The following is a 17,745-nucleotide window of genomic DNA, read 5'->3' as shown; positions in this document are numbered from 1 at the left end:
AGGCTACAACTGCGTTATCAGCGCCTGCGGCCCTTCGGTCAGGGCCTGGCGCAGGAATTCGATGCACACGCGGATCTTCTCCGACTCGCCGCCCCTGGCCGTGGTCACCGCCCACACGTCCGCCGGCTGGCGGTAGCCGGGCAGCACGCGCACCAGCTCGCCCGCCTTGAGGCTGGCGGCCACGTCCCATACCGAGGCCATGATGATGCCGTAGCCCTCATGGGCCCACTGGCGCACCACGTCGCTGTGGTTGGAGGCCATGGGGCCGGTGACTTTCACGCTTTGCTCGCCGCCGTTGCCGTGCAGGCGCCACAAGCCGAAGCGCTGGTCGCGCTCGCGGAACAGCAGGCAGTCGTGCTGGGCCAGTTCGGCCAGGCTGCGCGGGGTGCCCATGCGTTCAATATAGGTGGGTGCGGCGCACAGAATGCGGTAACTGCTGGTGATGCGGTGGGCAATCAGGTGCTGTTCCAGCACTTCGCCCACGCGGATGTCGATGTCGAAGTTTTCCGCGATCAGGTCGGCGCGTCGGTCCAGCAGTTCCAGCCAGACCTCCAGGGCCGGGTAGCGCTGGCGCAGGCGTGCCATTACCGGCGCGATGTACTCGCGGCCCAGGCGCAGGCTGGTGCTGATGCGCAGGGCGCCGCGCGGCTCGTTGCGCACCCCGGACAGCGCCTGCAGCATGTCGTCGACGTTGCCCAGCAAGGTCTGCGCCCAGGTAAAGGCTGTCTCGCCGTCGGCGGTGATGTTCACCCGGCGGGTGGTGCGCTGGAACAGCTTGACCCCCAGCGAGGCCTCCAGCAAGGCGATGCGCTTGCTCAGGTGGGCCGGGGAAATGCCGCTTTCCTGAGCCGCCGTGACAAAACTGGCGTGGCGGGCCACGCTGCAAAACAACTGCAGGTCACGCAGGAACGGCTCATTATTCGCTAATTGCGCATTCTGAATCTTCATAATGGCAGATTATGTCCTGATCGCACTTGATTAAGCTATGGCCATTGCTCACCCATAACAATCAGAGAGCCTTATGTCCCTTCTTCGTATTGCCGTGGCGGGCGCCGGTGCCATTGGCCGTGTTCATATCGAGCAGATCCGCGCCAGCCTCGAATGCCAGCTGGCCGCCATTGTCGACCCCTCGCCTGCGGCGGCTGAACTGGCGGCCCTGCTTGAAGTGCCGTTGTTCACCACGCTGGAGGCGCTGTTCGCCGAACGTCGCCCCGATGGCGTCATCCTGGCCACCCCCAATGCCCTGCATGTGCCCCAGGCGCTGGCCTGCCTGGAAGCACGGGTACCGGCGCTGGTGGAAAAGCCGCTGGCGCACGCGTTGCCCGAAGGCGAGCGCCTACTCGCCGCCAGCCTGGCGTGCGACACGCCGCTGCTGGTGGGCCATCACCGCGCCCATAGCCCTATCCTGGCCCAGGCGCGCGCCGTCATCGCCGATGGCCTGCTGGGTAACCTGGTGGCGGTGATGGGCACCGCGCTGTTCTACAAACCGGACGAGTACTTTGCCGCAGGCCCGTGGCGCACCCAGGTGGGCGGCGGGCCGATCCTGCTGAACCTGATCCACGAGATCGGCAACCTGCGCTCGCTGTGCGGCGAGATTGTCGCCGTGCAAGCCATGGCGTCCCATGCCACCCGCGGTTTCGAGGTGGAAGACACCGTGGCCATTACCCTGCGATTCGCCAGTGGCGCATTGGGCAATTTCCTGTTGTCGGACGCGGCCGCCAGCTCCCGAAGTTGGGAGCAGACCAGCCAGGAGAACGCCACCTACAGCCACTACGATGACGAAGATTGCTACGTGATCACCGGCACTTTTGGCCAGTTGTCGGTGCCTACCATGCGCCTCAAGCGCTTCGGCGCAGCCGAGGACCGTTCGTGGTGGAAGCCGTTTATCTGCGAGCAACTGCCCCAGGACCGCGACGACCCGCTGGCCCGCCAGTTGGCGCACTTCTGCCAGGTGATTCGTGGTCAGGCGCAGCCGCTGGTGAGCGTGCTGGATGGGTTGCAGAATCTACGCGTGGTGGAGGCGATTGCCCAGGCGTGTCGTAGCCATGAGCTGGTCAATGTGCCGTTGGAGTGATTACGTGGCGCCCCTGAAGCAACCTTCGCCAGCTGCTACAGAGCGTGTGTGGGAGCGGGTTCTACCCGCGAAGAAGGCGCTGCGGTATTTCAGGTACTGCGCGGTGTGCTTTTCGCGGGTAGAACCCGCTCCCACACAGGCAATTACGGCTACAAAGATCCTGTAGCAGCGGCCGCGGTCAATGCCATTCATCATAAGGAAGCAATCTTTTGCTCGACGTGCTTGGCATCACCGCGCCCATCTTCATCATCATCGCCCTGGGCTACCTGGCGTCTGCCCTGAAGCTGCTGAGCCGCGAGCAGATGCGTGGCGTGGGCACCTTCGTCATCATGTTCTGCCTGCCGGCCCTGGTGATCAAGGCGCTGGCGCAGCGGCCCATCAGCGAGATATTCAATTTCCACTACCTGCTGGCCTACGGGCTGGCTTCGCTGGGCAGCTTCGCCGTGGGCTTCACGGTGTTTCGCCGGGTGCGCCAGGCCAGCGTGGCCAACAGCGCCATCGCCGGCATGGGCATGTCGGTGTCCAACAGCGGTTTCATCGGTTACCCCATCGCCGCCATGGTCGCCGGGCCGCCGGCGGTGGTGGCGCTGGCGCTGGGCATGATCATCGAGAACCTGGTGATGATCCCGCTCGCCCTGGCGCTGGCCGAGGCAGGTGAACAGCAAGGCGGTTCGGCGGTGCGCGTGGTGGTGGAAACCCTCAAGCGCCTGGCGCGCAACCCGCTGATCGTGTCGATCATCATCGGTGGTGGGCTGTCACTGGCCGGCGTGCAGATTCCGGTAGCACCGTTGAAGGTCATCGAAATGCTGGCCCAGGCCTCGGCACCGGCCGCCCTGTTCGTGATTGGTGGCGTGCTGTACGGCACGCCGGTGCGCGGGCAGCTCAACGAACTGGGGCTGATTGGCGCGGGCAAGCTGCTGGTGCACCCGTTGCTGCTGGCCCTGGGGTTCTGGGTGCTGAGCGATGTGCCGGCGCCGATGATGCTGGCCGGCGTGGTGATTGCCAGTGCGCCGATGATGAGCGTCTACCCCCTCCTGGGCCAGCGTTTCGGCCTGGAGGGGCGCTGCGCGGCGGCGCTGGTGCTGACCACCCTGGCGTCGTTCTTCACCATCAGCGTGGTACTGATGGTGGACCACCTGTGAATCAGACGCTGCGCCGGCGTGCTCGCACCAGGTGCTTGAAACCTTCGATGATCAGCACCACCACGGCCAGCCAGATGGGGATGTAGGTCCACCACTGGTCGCGTGCGATGCTTTCGCCCAGCAGTAGCGCCACGCCTACCAACAGCACCGGCTCCACGTAGCTGAGCAGCCCGAACAGGCTGAACGGCAGCAAACGGCTGGCCATCACGTAGGTCACCAGCGCCAGGGCGCTGATCATGCCCAGCACCGGGATCAGGCCGTACAGGGCGGGGTGTTGCAGCATGTCCGCGGCAGACAGGGGCCCGGTGGTGACGAACCAGGTGGCTGGGATCATCATCAGGCACATGTCGGTCCACAGGCCGCCCAGGTGGTCGTTCTTGCATGTGCGCCGCAGCACGAAGTACGCCGGGTAGCCGGCGGCAACCACCAGGGTTTCCCAGGCGAAACTGCCGTGCACCCATAGCTCATGGCCCACGCCGCACAGGGCAAAGCCCACGGCCACTTTCTGCAGGTACGACAGCCGCTCGCCGTACACCAGCCGGCCAGTCAGCACCATGGTCAGCGGCAGCAGGAAATAGCCCAGTGACACCGGCAGGCTGCGCCCATGCAGGGGCGCCCACAGGAACAACCATAGCTGCACGCCCAACAGCGACGCGGTACCGATGCTGCCCAGCAGGAGGATGGGCTGCTCGCGCATGCGCTTGAGTACGCCCACGGCCAGTTTGAAATCACGGGTGATCAACAGGAACAGGGTGACGCAGGGCACGGTCAGCAGAATGCGCCAGCCGAAGATTTCTTCACCGGTGAGCGGGGTCAGCAGCGAGGTATAGAAGTACATCACGGCGAACAGACTGGACGCCGTGACAGACGAGATGATGCCTTTGGACAAGATAGCCTCTGAAGCGCGGGTTGAATCGGGGGGAGTCAGGGGCCGATTGTCGCATTGTGGGGCGCGGTGTGTCACCAAAACAGGGCGCAGCGGCACCAGGTGGCGCATAGCGGTGCGAAAATTGTGGGAGTCATCCCTGCGGCCGGTCAGGAGGTGGCACGCAGGGCGTCGATAAACTCGTCGAGGGGCAGCGGCTTGCCGAACAGGTAGCCCTGCAGGAATTCCACCCGGCGTTCGGTCAGGTAGTCGCGCTGCACAGGCTCTTCCACACCCTCGGCGACGATGCCCAGGCCCAGCTTGCCTGAGAGCTCGATGATGCTGTCGACGATATGCCCTGACAATGCATCCTTGCCGATGGTGGCCACGAAACTCTGGTCAATTTTCAGGTAGTCCACCTTGAACTCGCGCAGGTACGCCAGGCTGGAATGGCCGGTGCCGAAGTCATCGATGGCAATCATCACCCCCAGGTTGTGCAGGGCGGCGAACAGTTGATGGGTAACGGGCGTGGGGCGAATCAGCTCGCGTTCGGTCAGTTCCAGCACCAGGGTGACCCGCCCCGGCGGGAAGCCTTGCAGGAAGTCGCGGCAGTCGTCCAGCAGGGCCAGGTCCTGGCAGTGCTCGGCGGTGATGTTGATGCCCAGGTGAAAGTCATCGTCGAAGTGTTCGGCGTGGGGGCGCAGGTCCTCGGCCACCTGATGCATCAGGTGGCGGGTCATGGCCACGATCTGCCCCGAGTGCTCGGCGAAGGGGATGAACAGGTCTGGGCGCACCAGGCCTTCGCGCGGGTGCTGCCAGCGCATCAGCACTTCGGCCCCCGACCAGCGCCCGGTAAGGCTGCGCACCACCGGCTGGTAATAGGGAATGAACTCGTTGGCCTCCAAGGCCCGCGCCAGTTCTGCCCGTGGCGACTGCGCGCGTTTGAGCAGCCAGTGGCACAGCGTGCCGGCTGCCACGGCCAGCAGCACCAGCAGGCCCAGCAGCGGGGCGTATTGCGAGGCTATCCAGCGCCAAGTCTCGCCGGCCGGGTAACCGGTGCTGACGCTCAGGGGGTAGCGCTGGGAGGCCAATTGCGTGGGCGCCACGCCGAAGGTCGGCAGCGTGTCGTCGTGCACCAGGCCATCGGGAGACAGCCAGTTGTCGCCCACCTTGAGCAGCACCGATTGCTCGCGGCCGATCATGCGCAGCGCGTTGGCCAGGTGGTAACCGTCCAGGGTGGCCAGGGCGGTCTGCTCGTCATTGAAGGCGCGGTACACCAGTAGGGCCTGGCCGGGCGTGACCGGGTTGCCGTCCATCAGCCACAAGTGGCCACCCACGTAGTCGCCCGGGTTGATGGGTTCGCTGAATTCGCCGAACAGCGAGCTGCAATACAGGTGATCGTCCAGCGCCAGGTTGGTGGAGCGCACGAACGGCCGCCGCGTGACCTGCTCGCGCAGCGCCAGGGTGGCGTCGGCGCAGGGCTGGCCGGCCAGTGGCAGCAACGCGTTGGCGGAGTCGGCGACGTTGTCCAGCATCAGCTCGAACTGCGCCAGGGCTTGTTCGGCGGTGTCGTGGGCGCTGGCGGCCAGGTCGCGTTCGGCCTGCCAATACAGAATGCCCAGGCCTGCCAGCAACGGCAACGCCGCGGCCAGCCAGGGGGCAATCAGGCGCAGGGGGCGAGCAGGGCGCGGGGTAGTGGAAAAGAACGGCATTGGCTGGCGGGCATCCTTTTTTGGCCAAGGTCATGCCAGAGATCATAGCTGCACCTTCGCGCTGCCGCTTTCGCGCGTGGAGCTGCTGGCCTGCGCCGTCAGTTGCTCGCGGCAGTAATCGGCAAACAGCTGCGCCGGTTTGGTCAACTGCCCGCGCTTGAGCCAGGCGGCCACCAGGCCCGAGCCGGTGACGTCTTCGACGATGTCCACGCACACCACTTTCTTGCCGTCGTAGGTGCATTCCGAATGGGGCTTGGTCACCAGGATAGAGAAGCCGAAGCCCTGGCCCACCATGCCACGCACCATCTCGATGGACGGCGAGCTGAAGGCGATGCGCGGGGTCAACCCCAGTTCTTCGAACAGGCTGACGAAATAGGTACGGCTGGGTTGCACGTCCAGCAGAATCATGGGGTCCAGGCACAGGTCGCGCAGCGATACCTGTGCCTGCTGGGCAAAGCGGTGGTCGGCCGGCAGCAGCGCGTAGGGGCGCTGGGCAGGCATCAACGGCTCGGTTTCGATGGTGCTGTCCAGGTCGTGCTTGTACAGGATGGCCAGGTCGAAACTGCCCGACGTCAGGCCCTGCACCAATTCCTGTTGCTCGCCATCGCGGATGCGAATTTCCACGCCGGGGTACAGCGCGCTGAAGCCTGCGATCAGTTGCGGCAGGTACAGCGGTGCCACGGTTTCGAAGCAGCCAATGTCGATTTGCCCGGCCACCACGTCGTTGTCGGCCAGGGCGTTCTGTTCGAACTCGCGGGCCATGCGCAGCAGCTCCTGGGCCTTGCGGTAGAAGCGCGCGCCGCTGGGGGTGAGGGACACGCCCTGGGCGTGATGGCGGATCAGCAGTTGCACGCCAAAGCTGTCTTCCAGGGCCTTGATGGCGGTGGAAATCGACGGCTGGGCGATATACAACTTGCGCGACGCCTCGGCGACGCTGCCGAATTCGACGGTGGTGATGAAGTACTTGAGTTGACGCAGGTTATAGGCAGCCACAGCGGACCTCGGTTGTTGGCAGGTGGCAGGCAACCAGCAAGTCGCGTACCACGGCTCCAGACTGCCTGGAACAATACCAACCCCAGCGGTGCCTGTGTGCGGCTCGCAGGCCAGTTTTTTCATGGCCTGCGAGCAGGTTTTTTATCGCCAGGGGTCAGAACTGCAGGTTGGCAGCCTCGACCACGCGGGCGATCGGGCCGTGCAGGGTGTGGTTGTGGTGGGCGATGATCACCTCGGCAGCCAGCAGCTCAGTGTCCATGCAACTGTGGCCGTCGGCGACCAGCACCGGCTTGAAGCCCAGTTGCGCGGCGGCCCGGCAAGCGCTGTCCACGCAGTATTGAGTCTTGAGGCCGACAATCACCAGGTCCTCGACTTGCGCCTCTTTGAGCCAGTGCTCAAGGTCAGTGCCCTGGAAGGCGCTGGAGGCTTGCTTGTCGAACAGGCGCGCGTCGCGGCCCTCCAGTTGCAGTTCGGCCGCCACTTGCCAGAACGGGCTGCCCTGGGCGATGGGAGAACCGGCGGGGCCCGTGTGGCGTACCGCCAGAATCGGCGCGCCAGCCTCGTGAGCCTGGGCGATCACCTGGTTGATGGTGGCCAGCAGGCGCTCGCGCTGGTAGGGCTGTTGCGGGCCGTGGATCAGGCCAACCTGAACGTCGACGATCAGCAGGGCAGGGCGGTTGAGCTTCAGTGCGGGCATGGGGTATCTCCTTGAAAAAAACCAGTGCGGTCCGGGCATAAAAAAGGCCCCGACCATTGCTGGCGGGGCCTTGGGTGTTGCGTGTCAGATGTGCTCACGCCTCGCCGCACGGCCCGCCGGTGGCGGTCGTGGTGGTGCGGGTCGAGGTGGTGCGCAGGTGTCTGTTCATGGCTTTACGGTGCCCCATGCCGGCGGAAGCCGTCAACCCTTGCGACATGAAATTTTTCGCCACCGCCGGCCACTCCAACTGCCCCCCCAAAATTTCGCGCAGCTGTTACAGGACGTTCTGGATCCATCCACGTACGCTGCCACTTCCCATTTCGCACGGACGCTTCGTCATGATCTCCCTCGATACCCTGCCGGTTTTCTTCCTGGCCGTGATTCTGTTGTTGCTCTCGCCCGGCCCCAACATGGCGTTCGTGCTCAGCCAGGCCATTGCCCGTGGCTGGCGCGGTGGCTTGATGGCGGCGGTGGGCATCACCATCGCCGACCTGACCCTGGCGGTGCTGACCGCCACAGGCGTGACCGCGCTGGTGGCCAGTTGGCCGCCGTCGTTCGACGTCATTCGTTACGCCGGTGTCCTGTACCTGCTGTGGCTGGCGTTCAAGACCCTGCGCGGCGGCGGCGGCCTGGGCGCGTTGGACACCCGCGAGCAACAGCCGCTGATGCGTATCTTGTTCTCGGCCACGCTCAACAGCCTGCTCAACCCCAAGGCGCTGCTGTTCTTCATGGTGTTCCTGCCGCAGTTCGTGCAACCGGAACGCGGTCAGGTGGGCTGGCAGTTGATCCAACTGGGCGTGATGCTGGCCCTGACCGCCACGGTATTCCATTCGCTCCTGGGCGTGTTTGGCGCCGCCATCCATCGGCGCCTGGCCTCAACCGGGCGTTGGGCCAAGGTGCAGTCGCTGGGCCTGGCAACCGTGCTGACCATGCTGGCCGTGCGCCTGGCCCTGCTCAGCCGTCCCTGATTCACACGGGAGACGGGAAGATCAAAATCGGGTGGCTGCGCGCTTGCGCTGGAGAAGGGACGCGCGGATAATCCGCAGCGTGTATATCCTGCCGAGTCCGTCTTCCATGTCCCAGCAAGTCTTCCTGCGTGATGCCATGCGCCGTCTCAATTTCACCCGCGATGCCCTGGCGCAGCGCATTGGCGTGTCCCGTAGGGCGCTGGACAGCTGGCTGCTGCCGGACGAGTCACCCGAGATGCGCAAGATGCCCGACATCGCCCAGCGCTTTGTGCTGGAGATTCTCAAAGGTGTATCGATTGATACCCAGGGTGTACACGCTGCGAACAATGAGTCGGGGCATCACCTGCTGTCCGTGGACGGCTACACCCGTGACTCGGTGGAAGACCTGCTGCGCGTGGCCGACATCATGCAGCCCATTGCCCGCCGGCAGAAAACCACGCGGGTACTGGAAGGCGCGGTGCTGGCCAACCTGTTCTTCGAGGCCAGCACTCGCACGCGCCTCAGCTTCAGCTCGGCGTTCGCCCGCCTGGGCGGTTCGGTGTGTGACACCACCGGCTTCACCTTTTCCTCCATGGCCAAGGGCGAATCGATTCACGACACCAGCCGGGTGATTGCCGGTTACGCCGACGCCATCGTGGTGCGTCACCCCGACCTGGGCGCGGTGGCCGAATTCGCCCGCGCCACCCACGTACCGGTGATCAACGCCGGTGACGGCCCGGGTGAACACCCCAGCCAGGCGCTGCTGGACCTGTACACCATCCAGCGCGAATTCTCTCGCCTGGACAAGCTGATCGATGGCGCGCACATCGTCTTTGCCGGCGACCTGAAATACGGCCGCACCGTGCATTCGCTGAGCAAGCTGCTGGCGCTGTACCGCAACCTGCGCATCACCCTGGTGTCGCCTGAATCGCTGATGTTGCCGCCGCACCTGGTGGAATACCTGGCCAACCACGGCCACCACGTGGAGCAGAGCCACGACCTGCAGTCGGCCCTGAAAGGCGCCGACGTGGTTTACGCCACGCGTATCCAGAAGGAGCGCTTCGGCCAGGAAGAAACCCTGGAAGGCTACAGCGCCGACTTCCAGATCAACCAGGCCCTGGTCAACGCCACGTGCGGCCCGCACACCCTGATCATGCACCCGCTGCCACGCGACTCGCGCCCGGGCGCCAACGACCTGAGCGTGGACCTGAACCACGATTCGCGCCTGGCCATTTTCAAGCAGACCGACAACGGCATCGCCGTGCGCATGGCCATCTTCGCCACCCTGATGGGCGTGGAGAACCAGGTTCAGCACTCGCTGCGTGAAGTGGGCTGGCGCGTGCCGGTGTACCTGGGGCCGGAAGACGAAATCCCGTACGGCGACCAATAACATCGGTCATGGGAGCGGGCTGTGCCCGCTCCCACACGTTCATGACTGTTGCCAATCCTCGCGGCGCAGCTCCCACAGCTCGCGCCTGAGCGTACCGCACACGAATTCACCCTGGGCCTCGCCCACCAGGCGCATGCCTTCGCGCTCCGATACCCGCCGCGAACCCTGGTTGCCAACCGCCTTGGGCACCCGCAGCACCGGGCGGTCCAGCGTGTGGAACCAGTAACGGCTCACCACCGCGCAGGCTTCGCTCATGTAGCCCCGGCCACGCCACGCCGGTGCCAGCCAAAAGCCCCTGTGGTTGTCAGGCTGGTCCATTAAGCCTATGCAGCCGATCAGCGCCTGGGGCGAGGTGCGCAGGCGAATCGCCCATTCCCATTGCCGCCCTTGCGCCATGGCCGGCAGCACGATATCGCGCACATAGCATTCGGCGCCGTCCGCGGGGTAGGGCCAGGGCACATGGCTGTCCAGGTAACGCACCACTTCCCATTGGGGAAACAGACGCTGGATGTCGGGGGCATCGCTCAGTTGCAAGGGCGTGAGCAGCAAGCGTTCGGTGTGCAGGATGGGGGGCATGGGCTGACTCCTTGTCGATGGCCCCCAGCGTGGCCCATAAACGGCGCGGCAATCAAGGCGTAGCGGCAGGCCAGCGGGTGTTCCTGTACGGGTTGGCGGCTGGCTGTGCAGTGGAGTCGCCCGCCACCGGCGCCAACGACAGGTTGCCACTGTCGCTGAACCGCACCGTGCCAAACACGCCATTGGACAGTTTGCCGTGCAGCTCATAGGGCAGGTTGTCCAGCGACTGTGTCTGGCTCAGGCCCAGGGTTTGGCGCAGTACGCTGAAGGCGGTGACACTGACCGGCACGGTGACGATGGTTTCGGAGAACCGCCCCAACGTACCGCTCTCGTTACTGACGCCCGAGGCCAGCGGGCGGCCATTGACGTCCAGGTTCAAGGCCACGCCGTTATAGGTGTAGCTGTCTTCATTGGGGTTTTGCAGGCGGATCTTCACTGCGAAGCGCACTTCCAGGTCCTGCCCCTGCAACGGCTCGATGCCCACCACGTTGATGTTGATGGGGTCTTGGGGCGGCAGCAGGGCACAGGCATTCAGGCCCACCACCAGCATCAGCAACAGGAAGTGGCGCAGGGCGGGCAGTAGAAATCGACGCATGGTGAAGGTCTCTGGCTCAAGGGCGAAACGACGGCGCCCGTACGGTAAGTCTGGCACAGCATCGCTACCCCTGTGGGACCGCCCGCGCGCCCAGGCGTTCGCAGGAGCAGGGCCGGATCGAGCCACAAAATGTTACGAGTGTGAAGCCGGTTTCATCGAACGGTCAGGCAATCGACGGTTCCAATAAGCCTATAGTCAGGCTTCGCAACAGGGAGAACAGCTCATGAGAATGATCCCGCCCATCCTTGCCCTGGTGCTGGTGGCCAGCGCCAGCGCCGCGTCGGCCGCCACCGACCCCGGCAACCCCTACAACAGCGCCGTGCGCCGTGCCAACCCCAACAGCATGCAGGGCACCCAGCCCGTCACGCCCACTTCGCCGGGCCTGCGCCAGCAGGTCAACCCGCGGCCGCCCACCTTGCAGAACGGCGGGATCGGCAACGGCAACAACCTGCGCACCCCCCCCGCCAAACCCGACTTCGACAGCCAGCGCCCGGCGCGTTCTGTCGACAGCCAGTGAAGGCGGGTTGCCCTGTGGGAGCTGGCTTGCCGGCGAGCTGTCGAGGCCCAAATAGCTCGCTGGCAAGCCAGCTCCCACTTGAATCGCACTCAGAAGGAATTGCCCATGCTACGAAAAGCCTTGCTGACAACCTTTGCCACTGCCTTGTTGAGCTTGCCGTTGGCGGTGAACGCCGCCAGCTACCCCAGTGAATCAGGCCCACTGAGCGTCACCCCGGTCGCCGAAGGCCTGCATCACCCCTGGGCACTGGCGTTCCTGCCAGAGCACAAGGGCTACCTGGTGACCGAGCGCCCCGGCACCCTGCGCGTGATCAGCCCCGACGGCACGCTGTCGGCGCCGATCACCGGCGGCCCCACGGTATGGGCCCACGGCCAGGGCGGCCTGCTGGATGTGGCGCTGTCGCCGCAATTCAAGGAAGACCGGATGGTCTATTTGTCCTTCGCCGAAGCCGGGTCCGACGGCAAGGCGGGCACCGCCGTGGGCCGGGGGCGGCTGTCCGACGACCTGACGCGGCTGGAACACTTCCAGGTCATCTTCCGCCAGCAACCCAAGCTGTCCACCGGTGAACACTTCGGTTCGCGCCTGGTGTTCGACCGCGACGGCTACCTGTTCATCGCCCTGGGCGAGAACAACCAGCGCGCCACTGCCCAGGATTTGAGCAAACTGCAGGGTAAGGTGGTGCGCATCTTCCCCGACGGGCGTATCCCCAATGACAACCCCTTCGTGGGGCAAAAGGGCGCGCGCCCGGAGATCTGGTCCTACGGCCACCGCAACCAGCAGGGCGCGGCCCTGAACCCGTGGAGCGGCACCCTCTGGACCCATGAACACGGCCCGCGCGGCGGCGACGAGATCAACATCATCGAGCGCGGCCAGAACTACGGCTGGCCGCTGGCCACCCACGGCATCAACTACAACCTGGCGCCCATCCCCGAAGCCCGGGGCAAGACCCTGGCCGGCGCCAAGGATCCGCTCTATGTCTGGGAAAAATCCCCGGCCATCAGCGGCATGGCGTTCTACGACGCCGAGCGCTTCAAGGCCTGGCAGCACGATGTGTTCATTGGCGCGCTGGCGGACCAGGAGCTGATTCGGTTGACGTTCGATGGCGACAAGGTCAGCCACGAAGAGCGCCTGCTGGGCGGCCTGAAAGCCCGCATCCGCGACGTGCGCCAAGGGCCGGACGGGTTTCTGTACGTGCTGACGGACGCCGACAATGGCCAATTGTTGAAGGTGGGGTTGCAGCAATAAGATACGCTTGCGGGCACGCCTGTAGGTGGGAGCGGGCTCTGCCCGCGAAAAGATCACCGCGCAGTGTCTCAAGCACCGCAGCGTCCTTTTCTCGGGGCAGAGCCCGCTCCACAGTCGCCCACATCAAGACCGTTGCAGTGACCGAATATCGCGATCAACAGGACGATTTATGCTCGCTTCTCCGACACCCTTGAATGCCTACCGTCAAGCCCTGGCCGACCGCGGTTACGCCGCCGACCCGGCCCAGGCCCGCGCCGCCGAGGCGCTGGAACAATGCTTTCAGGCCGTCGAAGCCGGCCAGCCGTGCCGGGGCGTGTACCTCTGGGGCCCGGTGGGCCGTGGCAAGACCTGGCTCATGGACCTGTTCCACGGCTGCCTCACCGTGCCTGCCCGGCGCCAGCACTTTCACCATTTCATGGCGTGGGTGCACCAGCACCTGTTCCAGCTAGACGGCGTGCGCGACCCGCTCAAGGCGTTGGCCGACACCCTGGCCACGGAAATCCGCGTGCTGTGCTTCGACGAATTCTTCGTCACCGACATCGCCGACGCCATTATTCTCGGTGGCTTGATGAGCGCGCTGTTCGACGCTGGCGTGGTGGTGGTTGCCACGTCCAACCAGCCGCCCAGCCAGCTCTACGCCGACGGTTTCAACCGCGACCGCTTTGTGCCGGCCATCAAGGCCATCGAGGCCCACCTGCAGGTGGTGACGGTGGACGGCGATCAGGACCACCGCCTGCATCCGGGCACCGCCCAGCAGCGCTATTGGGTCAACGCCCCCGAGGCGCTGGCCAGCGTGTTCGCGCAACTCAAGGGCGACCAGGCCAGCAGTGGGCAACCGGTGGCCGTGGGTTACCGGCAACTGCCGGTGGTGCGCGCCAGCGAGCGCGTGCTGTGGTGCACCTACGCGCAACTGTGCGAGCAGCCCTGGGCCGCCATGGACTTCATGCAACTGTGTGACCGCTTCAACGCCATACTGCTGAGCGACGTACCGGCGCTGGGAGCGCAGCAGCGTGCGGCGAAAATCGCCCGCGGTACCGAGGACGGCGCGACCCAGGTAGTGGCCGGCGACCGCGAACTGCCGCAACTGTCGCCCAACGACGACGGCGTGCGCCGCTTCATTGCCCTGGTGGACGAGTGCTATGACCGCAAGGTGCCGTTGTACATCGAGGCGCGGGTAGCGCTGGAGGCGCTCTACACTCAAGGGTACCTGTCGTTCCCGTTCCGGCGCACCCTGAGCCGCCTGCGGGAGATGCAATTGCAGCGTTTCAGCTGAGGAGACCGCCGTGGCCGACCCCTTGTCCCACCACCTGCTGAGCATGGCCTACAACAACGGTTGGGCCAATCACCGGCTGTACAAGGCCTGCCTGCAACTGAGCCAGGACGAATTCCTGGCGCCGCGCAGCAGCTTCTTTCCGTCGATAAGGGCTACCCTAAACCACCTGCTCACCGTGGACTGGTTCTACTTGCAGGCACTGGAATGCGAGCAGGCTGGCGAGCCGCCGGAACTGGACAGCCTGCGTTTTTTCGAACCCGAAGAGCCGTTCCATACCTGCCTGGCCCTGCACCGCGAACAGGCCCAGGCCGATCATCGCCTGATTGCTTATTGCCGCCAGCTCAAGGACGACAGCCTGGCCCGCTACGTGACCATCCTGCGGCCTGATCGCACCCAGCGCGACACGCGCCTGCGCCTGCTGTCGCACCTGTTCGAGCACCAGATCCACCACCGTGGCCAGGTGCACGCCATGCTGGCCGACACCGAGGTCAAGCCACCCCAGCTCGACGAATTTTTCTGCGAAGGCGAGGCGCACCTGCGCGCCCAGGATTTCGCCGAGCTGGGCTGGACCGAAGCCCAGGTGTGGTCAGGACAGTAGCCGGATGGGCTGGCCGCTGTGCCAGGCCAGGATGTCCTCGATCATCTGGCGGTAGAACAGCCGGTAATTGTTGGCGCTGACGTAGCCCACGTGAGGTGTGGCCAGCACGTTGGGCAGGCTACGGAAGGGGTGGTCGGCCGGCAGCGGTTCAACGCTGAACACGTCCAGCGCCGCGCCGCCCAGGCGGTTGGCCTTCAGCGCGTCCACCAGTGCGTCCTCGTCCACGATAGGCCCGCGCGCGGTGTTCACCAGCAACGCCCGGGGCTTCATCCAGCCCAACGCCTCGCGGTCCACCAGGCCTCGGCTGCGCTCGCTGAGCACCAGGTGCACGCTGAGAATGTCGGCCTGGGCGAACAGTTCCTGCTTGCTGACCCAGGTCACGCCCACGCTTTCGGCCCGTTCGGCGGTGAGGTTCTCGCTCCAGGCAATGACGTTCATGCCGAACGCCTTGCCGAAGTTCGCCACCTTCTGGCCGATGCTGCCCAGCCCCAGGATGCCCAGGGTCTTGCCGTGCAGGTCGCCGCCCAGGCCAATCTGCCAACCGCCCGACTGCAACGAGGCCACTTCGGCCACCAGGTTGCGGGTGGCCGCCATGATCAGCGCCCAGGTCAGCTCCGGCGCCGCATGCTTGTAGCTGTCGGTGCCCACTACCTGCACGCCCAGGGCGTTGGCGGCGGCCAGGTCGATGGCGGCATTGCGCATGCCGCCGGTCACCAGCAGCTTGAGGTTGCCGAGGCCGCGGATCAGCGCCGCGTCGAACGGCGTGCGCTCGCGCATCACGCAGATCACCTGGTAGGGCAGCAGGCGCGCCACCATCGTTTCGGTATCGGCCGGGTAATCCGGCACAAAGTCCACCTGGCCCAGCGCCTGCAACGGCGTCCAGTCCACCACATCACTGGCCACGTCCTGCCAGTCATCGATCACGGCTATGCGCACGGCGTTTGCTCCCTGGTTTCAGTTAGTCGACAGCCAGCCCAGCAGGGCCTTGTGAAATTGCTCGGGTTGTTCCATTTGCGGGGCATGGCCCAGGCCGTGGAATTCGATCAGGGTGCTGTGCGGGATCATCTGGCTGACCTGCTTGCCCAGCACCGCGTAGTGTCCAATTCTGGCTTTGACCTCGGGCGGGGCAACGTCGCTGCCGATGGCCGTGGTGTCGGCGTCGCCGATCATCAACAGCGTCGGCATCTGCAAGTTCTTGAACTCGTAGACCACCGGCTGGGTGAAGATCATGTCGTAGATCAGCGCCGAGTTCCACGCCACCAGGTTGTGCCCGGGGCCGGCATTCAGGCCCGCCAGCATGGTCACCCACTGCTCGAATTCCGGCTTCCAGCGGCCGGCATAATAGGTGCTGCGCTCGTAGTTGCGGATGCCGTCGGCATTCAGCTTGGCCTCGCGGGCGAACCACTGGTCCACGGTGCGGTAGGGCACGCCCAAGGCCTTCCAGTCTTCCAGGCCAATAGGGTTGACCATGGCCAGGCGCTGCACCTGGTTGGGGTACAACAGGGCATAGCGGGTGGCGAGCATGCCGCCGGTGGAATGGCCCAGCACCGTGACCTTGTCTACGCCCAGCGAGGCCAACAGCGCGTGGGTGTTGTTGGCCAGTTGCTGGAAGCTGTACTGGTAGTAGTCGGGTTTGCTGGAGGTGCAGAAGCCGATCTGGTCGGCGGCCACCACCCGGTACCCGGCGTTGGTCAACGCCTTGATGGAACTGCCCCAGGTGGCGGCGCAGAAGTTCTTGCCGTGCATCAGCAGCACGGTCTGGCCGTTGGCGTGGCCGCTGGCGGGCACGTCCATGTAGCCCATTTGCAGGGACTTGCCCTGGGACTCGAATTCGAAATGCTTGAGCGGGTAGGGGTAGTCGAAGCCTTGCAGCTCCTGGCCGTAGACCGGCGCCTGGTCGGCAGCGGCGTGTGCGCCTACGGCCAGCAGGCAGGAAAGAAACAGTGCAGACACACGAAGCATGAGGCGTCCTCGCCATATGAAAACAAACAGCCGGTGACTTTACTCTGATGGCTATTGCCGTGTCAGGCCCGTGGCCTCAACATCAATCACTGTTAGGATGGGATGTTCAAACCGTCGAGCAGTTCCATGGCGCAAAAAGACACCATCTCCGTGCACATGGTGCGCGAAGCCCTTCGGCAGAGCGGCGTCGACGCCGTGGCCATCCTGCAGGAAGTCGGCCTCGAGCCTGCGCTGTTGCACGCCAACGACGCCCGCGTACCGGTGCTGCTGTATTCACGCCTGTGGCGCCTGATTGCCCGGCGCACCGACGACGAATTCTTCGGCATGGACCCGCGCCCCTTGCGCTCCGGCAGCCTGGCCTTCCTGTGCCGCTGCGCCATGGCCCAACCCACGGTGGCCACGGCCCTGGACGCGGCCCTGGGCTTTCTGTCGTTAATGCTTGAAGACCTGCCCGCGCACCTGCTGCGCCAGCAGAGCCTGGCCGAAATCGTCATCGACGACAGCGCGCTGCCACCACGCCGGGCGTTCACCTATTTCACCTACTGGATGATCCTCCACGGCGTGGCTTGCTGGCTGGCCGGGCGGCGCATACCGATCCTGGCCGTGGAACTGCGCGGCCCGGCGCCCGACTACTGCGACGACTACCGGGTGATGTTCTCCCACAACCTGCGCTTCGACCGCCCGCGCACGCGCATCATCTTCGCCGCCGACTGCCTCGACCTGCCCGTGCGGCGCACGCCCCAGGAATTACAACGCTTCCTCAATCGCGCGCCGGCCAACATCCTGGTCAAGTACCGCGACCCCGACAGCCTGGCCCGGCGCATTCGCCAGCACCTGCGCCAGCTGCGCCCCCACGACTGGCCAGAGGCCGAAGACATGGCGCGTCACTGGCACCTGTCAACCGCCACCCTGCGCCGCCGCCTGGCCGAGGAAGGGCAAACCTGGCAGCAGATCAAGGACAGCGTGCGCCGCGAACTGGCCATCGTCTGGCTGGCCGATGCGCAGCTGTCGTTCGAAACCATCGCCGCGCAGCTGGGTTTTGCCGACGCCAGTTCCTTCTATAAAGCCTTTCGCAAATGGTCCGGCGCCAGCCCCGGGCACTACCGCCAGTTGATCCTGGGCGGCACTGGCCAAACTGCTCAGCCCGGCTGAGCGCTCT

General features: G+C 65.2%; 18 protein-coding genes. 9 read left to right on the top strand and 9 right to left on the bottom strand.

All coding sequences use genetic code 11. From position 1 onward, the window contains the following. Positions 1–3: 3 nt before the first annotated feature. A complete protein-coding gene (locus PMM47T1_RS13350; RefSeq protein WP_008369603.1) occupies positions 4–948 on the bottom strand; it encodes a LysR family transcriptional regulator in 945 nt (314 codons plus the stop codon). A 73-nt stretch (positions 949–1,021) separates the two neighbouring features. Between PMM47T1_RS13350 and PMM47T1_RS13345 the strand changes: the two genes are divergently transcribed. Then, positions 1,022–2,074: a Gfo/Idh/MocA family protein gene (locus tag PMM47T1_RS13345; RefSeq protein ID WP_008369601.1), complete on the top strand. Its 1,053-nt coding sequence runs from the start codon at positions 1,022–1,024 to the stop codon at positions 2,072–2,074. Between the two features lie 209 nt (positions 2,075–2,283). After that, the gene (locus PMM47T1_RS13335; RefSeq protein WP_008369598.1) at positions 2,284–3,216 is read left to right on the top strand and encodes an AEC family transporter; all 933 of its coding nucleotides are present in this window, start codon (positions 2,284–2,286) and stop codon (positions 3,214–3,216) included. Position 3,217: 1 nt separating this feature from the next. Here PMM47T1_RS13335 and rarD read toward each other — a convergent pair whose 3' ends face one another. The 4 genes from rarD to PMM47T1_RS13315 all read right to left on the bottom strand — a co-directional run bounded on the left by rarD (position 3,218) and on the right by PMM47T1_RS13315 (position 7,483). Beyond that, positions 3,218–4,105 (bottom strand): EamA family transporter RarD, encoded by an 888-nt coding sequence (rarD, locus tag PMM47T1_RS13330; protein WP_008369596.1) that lies wholly within the window; start codon positions 4,103–4,105, stop codon positions 3,218–3,220. Positions 4,106–4,251: 146 nt separating this feature from the next. After that, complete coding sequence (locus tag PMM47T1_RS13325) at positions 4,252–5,793, bottom strand: EAL domain-containing protein (protein WP_008369594.1); 1,542 nt, start codon at positions 5,791–5,793, stop codon at positions 4,252–4,254. A gap of 42 nt (positions 5,794–5,835) precedes the next feature. Further along, positions 5,836–6,786 carry a LysR family transcriptional regulator gene (locus PMM47T1_RS13320; protein ID WP_008369592.1) on the bottom strand — a complete coding sequence of 317 codons (951 nt, stop codon included), beginning with the start codon at positions 6,784–6,786 and terminating at the stop codon, positions 5,836–5,838. A 154-nt stretch (positions 6,787–6,940) separates the two neighbouring features. Continuing rightward, positions 6,941–7,483 (bottom strand): cysteine hydrolase family protein, encoded by a 543-nt coding sequence (locus PMM47T1_RS13315; RefSeq protein WP_008369590.1) that lies wholly within the window; start codon positions 7,481–7,483, stop codon positions 6,941–6,943. A gap of 338 nt (positions 7,484–7,821) precedes the next feature. Here PMM47T1_RS13315 and PMM47T1_RS13310 point away from each other — a divergent pair, with 338 nt between their 5' ends. Together PMM47T1_RS13310 and PMM47T1_RS13305 are read left to right on the top strand one after the other, a co-directional pair. Beyond that, positions 7,822–8,451: a LysE family translocator gene (locus PMM47T1_RS13310; protein WP_008369588.1), complete on the top strand. Its 630-nt coding sequence runs from the start codon at positions 7,822–7,824 to the stop codon at positions 8,449–8,451. A gap of 106 nt (positions 8,452–8,557) precedes the next feature. Then, positions 8,558–9,820, top strand: coding sequence for an aspartate carbamoyltransferase (locus tag PMM47T1_RS13305; protein ID WP_008369586.1), 1,263 nt, complete (start codon positions 8,558–8,560; stop codon positions 9,818–9,820). 39 nt (positions 9,821–9,859) lie between these two features. Here PMM47T1_RS13305 and PMM47T1_RS13300 read toward each other — a convergent pair whose 3' ends face one another. Together PMM47T1_RS13300 and PMM47T1_RS13295 are read right to left on the bottom strand one after the other, a co-directional pair. Beyond that, the gene (locus tag PMM47T1_RS13300; protein ID WP_008369584.1) at positions 9,860–10,396 is read right to left on the bottom strand and encodes a GNAT family N-acetyltransferase; all 537 of its coding nucleotides are present in this window, start codon (positions 10,394–10,396) and stop codon (positions 9,860–9,862) included. Between the two features lie 52 nt (positions 10,397–10,448). Continuing rightward, positions 10,449–10,991: an LEA type 2 family protein gene (locus PMM47T1_RS13295; protein ID WP_008369582.1), complete on the bottom strand. Its 543-nt coding sequence runs from the start codon at positions 10,989–10,991 to the stop codon at positions 10,449–10,451. 223 nt (positions 10,992–11,214) lie between these two features. On the opposite strand from PMM47T1_RS13295, the gene PMM47T1_RS13290 reads away from it, so the two are divergent. The 4 genes from PMM47T1_RS13290 (at position 11,215) to PMM47T1_RS13275 (ending at position 14,624) form a co-directional block, all read left to right on the top strand. Beyond that, the gene (locus PMM47T1_RS13290; RefSeq protein WP_043301005.1) at positions 11,215–11,508 is read left to right on the top strand and encodes a hypothetical protein; all 294 of its coding nucleotides are present in this window, start codon (positions 11,215–11,217) and stop codon (positions 11,506–11,508) included. A 105-nt stretch (positions 11,509–11,613) separates the two neighbouring features. After that, the gene (locus PMM47T1_RS13285) at positions 11,614–12,753 is read left to right on the top strand and encodes a PQQ-dependent sugar dehydrogenase (protein ID WP_008369578.1); all 1,140 of its coding nucleotides are present in this window, start codon (positions 11,614–11,616) and stop codon (positions 12,751–12,753) included. A 169-nt stretch (positions 12,754–12,922) separates the two neighbouring features. After that, positions 12,923–14,026 carry a cell division protein ZapE gene (gene zapE, locus PMM47T1_RS13280; RefSeq protein WP_008369576.1) on the top strand — a complete coding sequence of 368 codons (1,104 nt, stop codon included), beginning with the start codon at positions 12,923–12,925 and terminating at the stop codon, positions 14,024–14,026. A gap of 43 nt (positions 14,027–14,069) precedes the next feature. After that, positions 14,070–14,624: a DinB family protein gene (locus PMM47T1_RS13275; RefSeq protein WP_043301022.1), complete on the top strand. Its 555-nt coding sequence runs from the start codon at positions 14,070–14,072 to the stop codon at positions 14,622–14,624. Here the strand turns inward: PMM47T1_RS13275 and PMM47T1_RS13270 are convergent. Together PMM47T1_RS13270 and PMM47T1_RS13265 are read right to left on the bottom strand one after the other, a co-directional pair. Continuing rightward, complete coding sequence (locus PMM47T1_RS13270; protein WP_008369571.1) at positions 14,613–15,560, bottom strand: D-2-hydroxyacid dehydrogenase family protein; 948 nt, start codon at positions 15,558–15,560, stop codon at positions 14,613–14,615. The two genes, PMM47T1_RS13275 and PMM47T1_RS13270, sit on opposite strands and share 12 nt — an antisense overlap. A gap of 18 nt (positions 15,561–15,578) precedes the next feature. Continuing rightward, positions 15,579–16,586 carry an alpha/beta fold hydrolase gene (locus PMM47T1_RS13265; protein WP_008369568.1) on the bottom strand — a complete coding sequence of 336 codons (1,008 nt, stop codon included), beginning with the start codon at positions 16,584–16,586 and terminating at the stop codon, positions 15,579–15,581. Positions 16,587–16,712: 126 nt separating this feature from the next. Between PMM47T1_RS13265 and PMM47T1_RS13260 the strand changes: the two genes are divergently transcribed. After that, positions 16,713–17,738: an AraC family transcriptional regulator gene (locus tag PMM47T1_RS13260; protein ID WP_043301021.1), complete on the top strand. Its 1,026-nt coding sequence runs from the start codon at positions 16,713–16,715 to the stop codon at positions 17,736–17,738. Positions 17,739–17,745 lie beyond the last annotated feature (7 nt).

The sequence above is a fragment of the Pseudomonas sp. M47T1 genome (assembly GCF_000263855.1).
Classification (GTDB): Bacteria; Pseudomonadota; Gammaproteobacteria; order Pseudomonadales; family Pseudomonadaceae; genus Aquipseudomonas.
Note: the sequence above shows the minus strand (reverse complement) of the source record. Positions and strands in the feature narration are given on the sequence as shown.

Coding starts and splice junctions, on each gene's coding strand:
- PMM47T1_RS13350 (WP_008369603.1), bottom strand. CDS start 948: ATGAAGATTCAGAATGCGCAATTAGCGAATAATGAGCCGTTCCTGCGT.
- PMM47T1_RS13315 (WP_008369590.1), bottom strand. CDS start 7,483: ATGCCCGCACTGAAGCTCAACCGCCCTGCCCTGCTGATCGTCGACGTT.
- PMM47T1_RS13260 (WP_043301021.1), top strand. CDS start 16,713: ATGGCGCAAAAAGACACCATCTCCGTGCACATGGTGCGCGAAGCCCTT.
- PMM47T1_RS13345 (WP_008369601.1), top strand. CDS start 1,022: ATGTCCCTTCTTCGTATTGCCGTGGCGGGCGCCGGTGCCATTGGCCGT.
- PMM47T1_RS13275 (WP_043301022.1), top strand. CDS start 14,070: ATGGCCTACAACAACGGTTGGGCCAATCACCGGCTGTACAAGGCCTGC.
- PMM47T1_RS13310 (WP_008369588.1), top strand. CDS start 7,822: ATGATCTCCCTCGATACCCTGCCGGTTTTCTTCCTGGCCGTGATTCTG.
- PMM47T1_RS13300 (WP_008369584.1), bottom strand. CDS start 10,396: ATGCCCCCCATCCTGCACACCGAACGCTTGCTGCTCACGCCCTTGCAA.
- PMM47T1_RS13295 (WP_008369582.1), bottom strand. CDS start 10,991: ATGCGTCGATTTCTACTGCCCGCCCTGCGCCACTTCCTGTTGCTGATG.
- PMM47T1_RS13305 (WP_008369586.1), top strand. CDS start 8,558: ATGTCCCAGCAAGTCTTCCTGCGTGATGCCATGCGCCGTCTCAATTTC.
- PMM47T1_RS13285 (WP_008369578.1), top strand. CDS start 11,614: ATGCTACGAAAAGCCTTGCTGACAACCTTTGCCACTGCCTTGTTGAGC.
- zapE (WP_008369576.1), top strand. CDS start 12,923: ATGCTCGCTTCTCCGACACCCTTGAATGCCTACCGTCAAGCCCTGGCC.
- PMM47T1_RS13265 (WP_008369568.1), bottom strand. CDS start 16,586: ATGCTTCGTGTGTCTGCACTGTTTCTTTCCTGCCTGCTGGCCGTAGGC.
- PMM47T1_RS13290 (WP_043301005.1), top strand. CDS start 11,215: ATGAGAATGATCCCGCCCATCCTTGCCCTGGTGCTGGTGGCCAGCGCC.
- PMM47T1_RS13325 (WP_008369594.1), bottom strand. CDS start 5,793: ATGCCGTTCTTTTCCACTACCCCGCGCCCTGCTCGCCCCCTGCGCCTG.